Raw genomic sequence first — 9,069 nt, forward strand, 5'->3', positions numbered from 1 at the left:
ATACACTCCCTACAATTTTTATGCCTTTTTCTTCATTTACATTCCATATTAGTTAGATTAAGATTTATCGCTAATGGTTTTAGCCCTGATTCGTTTCTTGATTTACATTCCATATTAGTTAGATTAAGATTTTGAAAGAGAATTGATGTTAGAAAAACAAAAAGAATTTACATTCCATATTAGTTAGATTAAGATCCTCCTACTTATTTTTAAAGCCCCCTAATTTGATTATTTACATTCCATATTAGTTAGATTAAGATGGACAAATAAAACAAGAATGGATACAAATTAGAAAAATTTACATTCCATATTAGTTAGATTAAGATCTTCCTCAATGTTTTGATTTTCATCAACTATGATAATATTTACATTCCATATTAGTTAGATTAAGATGTTATAGTGGAGAATATGAAAGACCTCAAATAAAATTTACATTCCATATTAGTTAGATTAAGATTCTAATGAGATGATAATATCTTACAGCCATTCAAAATTTACATTCCATATTAGTTAGATTAAGATCTAAAGAACATACTAACGGATTTGTAACTGAAGTTCAATTTACATTCCATATTAGTTAGATTAAGATACAGTGATTGAAAAGTATGTCGTAGTAGAGAGCAACATTTACATTCCATATTAGTTAGATTAAGATCTTTGTAATAGTTTGTAAAAATTTAGCTCTGAGCTGTATTTACATTCCATATTAGTTAGATTAAGATAGGGGTGAATGGTTCTTAAATGACAGCGGTATACCTATTTACATTCCATATTAGTTAGATTAAGATCAAGTCTTGATACAAAAGGAATAATAACAGTAGAGTTATTTACATTCCATATTAGTTAGATTAAGATTTATTCCTAATGTTTTATATTCTATAAAATTTATGGTATTTACATTCCATATTAGTTAGATTAAGATTATTTTTGCCCTAGCAGTGTTTTAACTATCGGCTAATTTACATTCCATATTAGTTAGATTAAGATGTAGTATTATATCAAAGAGATGTTTTTTTATATATAATTTACATTCCATATTAGTTAGATTAAGATGCAAAAAAAAGATTTTTAGAAGATTTATTGTACAATATTTACATTCCATATTAGTTAGATTAAGATTTGTTTTATTTTTTTAATAGGTATTCCTGCCTCCATTTACATTCCATATTAGTTAGATTAAGATCAACATCTTATCAGCTCCCAAGATTTAATTAGCGGTATTTACATTCCATATTAGTTAGATTAAGATCAATCAATAACCAAACATTAAAAAATATAGAAAAACTATTTACATTCCATATTAGTTAGATTAAGATTTTACAGAATCAGAAACTATGCTATCATCACAAACATTTACATTCCATATTAGTTAGATTAAGATGGGATGGAGTAGAATCAATTTTCACTATAACTCAATTTACATTCCATATTAGTTAGATTAAGATGAAGATCCAAATTTGCCACAAGAATTTAAAGCTACATTTACATTCCATATTAGTTAGATTAAGATAGGTATTTTTTTTATCCCTATTTATTATAGCCTAAAGACACTTAATTTGTCGATAGTTGTTTTTTTTAGAAAAATAAGAGGAAAATAGAAAAATAAAAATTGATAATCTTCTATTTTTCTATATTTTTCAACTACTAGAGTAAATCTGTCGTACTCCTACAGTTTTATACAAATCATAGGTCGACATTAAAAAAAATTAGACGTTTTATCATCTTCTATTCCCCAAAAATGTTTCTTTGTATATCTTTCTGCTTTACTTTCAAAGACAATCAAAGAATCTTTATCAGATCTAATGAATTCTTTTAATTCTAGACGTAGTTTTTCTAATAATGGTTTTGTGAGTTCTCCTTCAAATACTGAGTTTTGAATATGGGTCAAATATTTTTTACAAATTTTAAAGACATGTCTCCAAACTTTAGCTCCCTTATCATCTAATTTTATATCATAAGTCAAAATTATGTACATATTCCCTCCTACCACCAAATTTTAAATGGTTCATATTTTTTATCATTCATAAGGTGTTTTATTAATTTATAGCATTCTAATTTAATTAAATGACGGTAACTAACTTCCCTTCCTAAATCCTTATGTTTTATTGTTTTGTTCATTCTTTTATCAAATTCCATAAGTATTTTCTTCTTTCCTTTGTCTCCTAGATAATAAAAATTAGAACCTTGAGAGAAATCTTTTTCTGTAATTATATTTTTATTTAAAAGTGAAAATATCATCCTGTCGGCAATCAATGGTTTAAAAATTTCTGCTAAATCTAAACATAGTGAAAACCTACGTGTTCCAGGCACATGAAGATAACTAATAGTTGGATTAAGCTGTGTTTTATATATTTCACCTAAGCAAGTTGTATAAATCAAAGTATTAATAAATGAAATTAAAGTATTAATCATATTATCTGGGGGTCGCTTTACTCTTTTTACAAAATCAATTTTTTGATCCACGATAATATTCCAAGCTTTATAATATTGTTTTCTAATGTTCCCCTCAATTCCCATTACTTCTTCTACTCTCATGCAATTTTCAAGAAGCGTATCAAGATGTTTTATTTCCACTAACTGTTCACCGACTTCTTTTCCCCTTCTTTTATAATAAGCCAAATTTCTTTTGATATTATGACTAGCTCCCTCAATAAATTTCTTAGCAAGGTGAACTCTTTCGTCTAAATCTTCATAAAATTTAACTTGATTTACTAATAATCTCCCTGAAATATTTGATTCTTTTGGATAAAAACTTCCGGTATAAAATCCATAGTAATTAAAAATATGTAGACTAATTCCTAATTGTCCCAGATAATTTAAGCACTTAGTATTCAAAGAAATTTCTCCAAATAAATAAATATCTTTTGTGGTTTCTATTTTAATATCTTTAAATTTTTTATCTGGTGTTGTAAGCCTTATAACATTGTCTTTTCTTTTTAGATCTCCATTTGAAAATAAATAGTATGTCTCATTCATAAAAACCTCCATTAAATATAGCAATATTCATAATAAGCACATTTTTTACATATTTTTGAATTGATTAAATTAGGAGCATCATTTAAATTAACAATCTTTTCTATATCCTTTAGAATTTCTTTTACCTTTACAATATCTTCGTCACTTAGGTAAACTTCTTCTATTTTTTTTAATTTAGGGAAATCTAATACTCCCTTTTCTACCTCTATTCCTCTACTTTTCAAAAAATAAAGATAGTACTTTACTTGCCATAAACTAGCTTCCTCTATACTCCTACTTTTTTTAATCTCGTGAAGTACCTTCCAATCACGAATAAAATCTATATTTATAGTTTCATCAATCATAATATGTTTTTTATCTTTTTTATAGGAGTTTTCATCTAATAATTTCCCAAGCATAACATTTTCATTTTCCTTCTCAAAAGTAATATCTTTTGAGAAAAGCCACAATTTTCTATGGCAAACATAATAATAATAAAACATAACTCCAGTAACTTTCATAGGATTCCCCCTTAAAAATTATAAAAAAGTACTATTATCTTGATCCTCATCATCCTTTTTATACTTCTCTCTAGTTTTCTTTTCAAATTTAAGACCCTCATTTTTATTGTATTCTATCTCTGCAATATATAAGCTCGTATATCTATCTAACTTTATTTCTATACAGTCCCTTTTATCAAATGCATAACTAGGTATTGAAACGCTCAAATCTTTAATTGATTCTTTACTCTTTATTCTCTCGCTATAATTTTTAGAAATTTCAATTTTTTTCAAATTTTCTTCTATTATAATTTTTTTATTAACATAAACATCTTTTGGAATAATATTGTAATTATGAATATCTCTAAACATTTTTTGAGCATCATTTTTTCCCACACTGCCAACAGCTAAATGTTTTAATTTATCCATGGAGTAGTTAAAATCTCTTAAATATTCAGAATTTTCTCCTCTTCTTAGATTTTCTGTTGTAAAGTATTTATTGATCATATCTATTTTTTCTCTTTCATTTATAATCTTTGGTTCTTTAAAGAATTCTAATAGTGCCTCTTTAGAAAGATTATATATCTCCTCATGTATCATTCCACCAATCAATCTAGGATTTATCTCAGTAAATACAAAACAATTTGGCTCTGCAAGGTTTATCTTTCTCCCACTTCTATTACATCTTCCAAATCTTTGGAATAATCCATTTATATCAGATAGTTCAGTATATAAGTAATCAAAATCAATATCTAAACTTGCTTCTACAACTTGAGTAGCAATCCAAATTCCATCATTAGTATTTTCTCTATTTTCTGAATTTTCTGCAAATCTAAGTATTTCATCCTCTTTATCTCTTCTATCTACTTTGATATACCTACTGTGAAACAAATTAACATCCACTAAAATTTTTAATTCATCGTATACTTCTTGAGCCTTTTTAATAGTGTTACATACTACTAAAACCTTCCCCTTTTTCTCAAGGTAGTTTTCTTTGATTAGTTCTATGTTTAGCTCCTCTTCCCTTACTTCTACAAAATGTCTCTCCTTCTCATTTACAAACTCTTTATATTCATCTATTTTTATCCCTGAAGCTTCAAATAAATCCTTTACAAAGGGAGCAAAAGTAGCAGTTAATATACAAAACTTCCCACCTAAATCTGAAACCATTTTCAATCCATTGATTAAATAAGCTAACACATCTGGTGAATACATCTGTATCTCGTCAATTACTAATTTTGAATAAGATAAAATAGTTACTTTAAACTCATAGCCATCATATTTAAATACAAAGTCAAATAATTGATCGGGAGTTGAAATATTTAATGGCTGAGAGTATTTTTTTGTTTCCCTATGATAAGTAAACATTTTTTCATCATTATTTTTTGTAGTTTCTCTTGTTCCATCTTTAGATTGTTTTATATAATAAGCTAAATTATCTCCATGAAGTAATCCAAGTTGTTTGGTTGTTTTCCCTTCCTCAGTGAAATGCTCCTTACAACGCTCATAGATAGCGTTTATTGCTGTTTTTAACGGTAGTATAAAGAATCCCTTATTGTTACCTATCCAATACAATCCTGCCTCTGTTTTACCCATTCCAGTTTGGGCTATTCCAATAATATTTTTATTTGAGTTAACTCTACAAAATTCTTGTAGATCATTTAATTCATAATTTTTTTTATTCATAAAGTTATCTAGCTTTTCGAGTAAAAAATCATTAGGATATTCAACTTCTAAATCCTCGTCTCCATCTCCTCTACTACTAGCAGAGTAATCACAACGGTGTAGGAGTCCTTTAACTAAAATAAAATTTTTCGTATCTTTTAACTCTCTCAACTCTTGAAGGTCATCACATATTCCAAAAATTTCATTTTGAAATACATCTAAATTCTCTCTTAATACAGGATTTCTGTCACTTAATTGTGATAAAAAATCTATATTATTTATTCTAGAATGATGATTCAAAACAGCATTATATACAATAAGATATTCTTCATATGACTCAAATTCATCTTCATCTATAAATAACGTAGATAAAATATTATGTCCTATTTCTATATCTTCATCAAATTTTATCTTTTTTCCATTCTTACTCGCATTAATTCTTTTTTGAAAATATTTATTAACTTTTCCATAATCATGATATTCACAGGATTCTTTCGCTAGCTCATATAATTTTTTATCTTTTATATATCCAAGATCTTTTAATTTTTTCAAATCTCTTAATAAATTATCCGTATGTTCTCTTATTGATTCATTAGGCTTAGCTAAATAGTTTTTTAAATCTAACATAATCCTCCTTTTATCTTTTGAACTCCATATTGATTAAATTATTTTGTTTTCACCTTATATTAAATTTACTATATACCTTGTTTCTATACCTGTTTTATAGTATTTTTCTTCATTATATTCTGATATATCAATTAAAACTCCACCCTTTTTTTTCGTACTATAATTTGAAGTATATAATACTTTGGGTCGCTCAAATATTCGTTTCTTACCCTCTAAAACGTAGTTTTTATTTAATTTATATTTTGTTCCCTTTATTTCTACACCTAAAATGATTTTTCTTTCTTTTAAAGTTTCAACATTTAAATAAGCCGAATATCTAGAAATAATTCTCTCTTCTACCTCTACTAACTCCACAATCTCACAATCAGTCACTTCTACAAAATCTTCACTTCTACCAATAGCTCTAAGATTATATATATTATCTCTAATTACTTCTAAATCACTCTCATCCTCACATTGAACATGGATAACTAACTCTACATTGGTTAAAATTTCATAGTATTTTAATGAAGTAACTAAGCAAGCATAGTTATTTAACTCATTAGTTATCTTATTTTCTTTAAACTCTTTAAACTTATCCAAAACAAATTTTTCAAGAGTTTTAACTTCCTTTTCTCTATCTCCTAATTTTTTAAATCCATCTGATTTTTTATCAAACTTCTTTTTCTTAGCAGTTACATTTTTCTTTCTAAGTTTACACATATTCTTAAACTTAGTAAGTCTAACCTTATTAAAATTATCTAATTTCTCTCCTAAATCTTTTATACTATTATATTCATCTAATAAATTTTGATCATGGATATCTATAGTTATATTTTTTCTAAAACTATTCCCTTGTGATTTCAAGGTAGAAGCAACCTTTGTATATCCACTAGAAAATAAATTTCCATTTGGGAATTTCACTAAGATACCTCTATCATCCATTATTGAATTTAAGAAGCAATAATCTGTATATGGTCTTTTATAAAGACTTTGATAACTTCCTTGGATACTAAGGTTCATAGGATGATATGTTGTAAATCCACAAGCTAGGTGTATTGCTCCAATTACTGTAGAAAAAGGAGGCAATGGATAGGTCATCTTATTTCTTTGTGTTTCCTCTTTTCTATAATGAGCTTGGTTTTGTTTTATTTTTATCTTTAAAACTCTCATGGCTATATACCATAGTTAGCTTTAATATCTTTTTTTAAATCATTAAAGAACTTTAGCATACTTACAGAATTTAATTTCTCCTTGATTTCCTCTTCATTATCAAGATTTTTTCCATTTAATAAACCTGCCTTATAACCAGAGTTTACCCTTTCTACAAAATCTTCAGTTATTTGAAGTTTATTTTCTTTTACTCTTACTACATTTTCAAAATAATGAGTCATCCTATTAGACAATCCTCCTACTATAAATAATGGTTCTGCATTATCTAAGTTTCCTTTAACTATCAAACTTAAATTTTCGATTCCTTCAAGTAACATCTCTACTCTTTTTGCTTTTTCCTCAGTAGAAGCTTCTACTTTAAAGTTTTCATCTTTTCCAACCATATCTAAATCAATTGTAAAACTATAAATTTTTAACCCTTTATCATATTCATATTGGTAAGGCATTAATCCAACTTCCTTAGCATCATTTTGAACATTCAACTCTTTCTCATGTGATTTATCATTAGCAAATGCAGTTGCTAACCCTAAGTTGTTATGAAATCTTCCATTTACTGTCAATGGTTCTACTGATATTGCATCAGTTAGATAAAATGAACTTTTTCTAACTTTAGTTAAAGTTTCTTTTCCAATTTTTACCGCTGTATTCATATATCCACCCTCTAAGGCTCTAACATTTGAAACATTGTTTTCTTCATCTACTAATTTTTGAGTAGCACCATTTGAAACTGCTCTTAAATCTTTATACATTCCACTTTGAGTCATCAATGAATACTTTAAACTCTCTCTTGATCTCATAGCATAAGTTTTCCCATCTTTAAAAATCTTTTGTACACTTGCTATATTTCCTAATCCCTCACCATAGTTTGATGTCATATGTGCTACCACAGTTAATGTTAGAGCTCTTTTCATTATTTCTCCCCCTGAGTTTTTTTAGTTGTCTTTCCCTCTTCATTGTATTCATTCAAAGCATTTATAAATGAATATGCTAGATTTATATTCCCTTCAAAATCCTTAAATAAATCAATTGCAAATGCAAACCCCACCCCTGAATAATCAGATAGTTTCATAAGTATTAAATTAAATTGATTATAGTCTTTAAATGATATAGCAGTTATTAATTTATTTTTATATGACCTAATCTTATTTTTTTCTTTTATACTTTTTTTAACCGCTATTCCACAACCTATAGCATTGTTATAGTTTTTTGACATCTCTTTCCCTCCCAATTCATTTATATATTTATTTCTTTGTTTTTCCATTTTCTTATCACTATCCTCCATATCAATAATAGTTTTATAGATGAGACGATTAGCCTTTATTAAATTTTTCACTCCTCTATCGTGTTTTAATAATTTTAATATTAAATCATCAAAATTTGTCAGATTTAAAACTCCATTAGTAATTTCTTTTTCCAAATCAATATAAAATTTATCATTTACTTTAAATAATCCACCAATTTTAATTCCATTTTTACTCATTAATTTAAAGATCTCAATACTCTGATCTCTAACATATAAACTTTCAAAATAATCATTATCTCTATTTTTACTAATAACTTCTACATCATAATCAAGAAATGATTTGTTGGTATCTATTGATTCAAATAGAGCACCTCTATAAAATTTATTTTGCCTCTTTTTCTCATTTTTCTCATTTTCAAATCTTTTATTTTGTTCATCTTCCAAATTATTAAATGCAGAGATCAAACTATCATTTGAATAGTTATTATTTATAAAGTAAGCATCATAGGTTATGGTAAATGCAAATGGAATGAAATCATATTCTAAAGTATCTTTATATACAAATGTATTTATATCTTGCATATAACTTGCTGATTTCCCTTTTTTAGGCATATCTACAGAATATCCATTAATTCTACAAGATTTATTTCCTTCACTAAAAATAGCATTTGGATTACAAAAGTTTCTATACTGGCTAATACCATTTTTAAATGTATTTTCAATAATTTCTAATCTATTCTCTTTAACATCTAATATTGTTTTAGCTTCTTCAAGATTTTCATGGGTGATCCCTTTAAATTTATTTTTCATTATTGTATTTCCACTTAATTTTTCTTTGATAAATTTTATCTCGTTATCACTAAATTCACTTCTTCCAAAGATTTTTTTTAGTTGTGTATGGTGCATCTCATCTTTAAATACTTGTTC

Annotated in this window: 7 protein-coding genes and 1 CRISPR repeat array; all 7 genes read right to left on the reverse strand. The window is 26.5% G+C overall.

Annotated elements, in window-relative coordinates; all coding sequences use genetic code 11:
* The first annotated feature begins 34 nt into the window (after positions 1-34).
* Positions 35-1,510: a CRISPR direct-repeat array (repeat unit 30 nt; unit sequence ATTTACATTCCATATTAGTTAGATTAAGAT).
* 186 nt (positions 1,511-1,696) lie between these two features.
* Positions 1,697-1,975, reverse strand: a complete 279-nt coding sequence (cas2, locus tag WBG30_RS01205) for a CRISPR-associated endonuclease Cas2 (RefSeq protein WP_424502817.1) — start codon at positions 1,973-1,975, stop codon at positions 1,697-1,699.
* An 8-nt stretch (positions 1,976-1,983) separates the two neighbouring features.
* Positions 1,984-2,976 (reverse strand): type I-B CRISPR-associated endonuclease Cas1b, encoded by a 993-nt coding sequence (gene cas1b / locus WBG30_RS01210; protein WP_424502818.1) that lies wholly within the window; start codon positions 2,974-2,976, stop codon positions 1,984-1,986.
* A gap of 11 nt (positions 2,977-2,987) precedes the next feature.
* The gene (gene cas4, locus WBG30_RS01215; protein ID WP_424502819.1) at positions 2,988-3,476 is read right to left on the reverse strand and encodes a CRISPR-associated protein Cas4; all 489 of its coding nucleotides are present in this window, start codon (positions 3,474-3,476) and stop codon (positions 2,988-2,990) included.
* Positions 3,477-3,494: 18 nt separating this feature from the next.
* Positions 3,495-5,747, reverse strand: coding sequence for a CRISPR-associated helicase Cas3' (cas3, locus tag WBG30_RS01220; protein WP_424502820.1), 2,253 nt, complete (start codon positions 5,745-5,747; stop codon positions 3,495-3,497).
* Between the two features lie 54 nt (positions 5,748-5,801).
* Positions 5,802-6,899 (reverse strand): CRISPR-associated protein Cas5, encoded by a 1,098-nt coding sequence (cas5, locus tag WBG30_RS01225; protein WP_424502821.1) that lies wholly within the window; start codon positions 6,897-6,899, stop codon positions 5,802-5,804.
* Positions 6,900-6,901: 2 nt separating this feature from the next.
* Positions 6,902-7,813: a type I-B CRISPR-associated protein Cas7/Cst2/DevR gene (cas7i, locus tag WBG30_RS01230; RefSeq protein WP_424502823.1), complete on the reverse strand. Its 912-nt coding sequence runs from the start codon at positions 7,811-7,813 to the stop codon at positions 6,902-6,904.
* Positions 7,810-9,069 (reverse strand): type I CRISPR-associated protein Cas8a1/Csx8 (gene cas8a1, locus WBG30_RS01235; protein WP_424502822.1); only part of this gene is annotated, 1,260 nt, incomplete at its 5' end. The genes cas8a1 and cas7i, both read right to left, overlap by 4 nt.

This window comes from Psychrilyobacter sp. (assembly GCF_049671765.1).
Taxonomy (GTDB): Bacteria; Fusobacteriota; Fusobacteriia; order Fusobacteriales; family Fusobacteriaceae; genus Psychrilyobacter.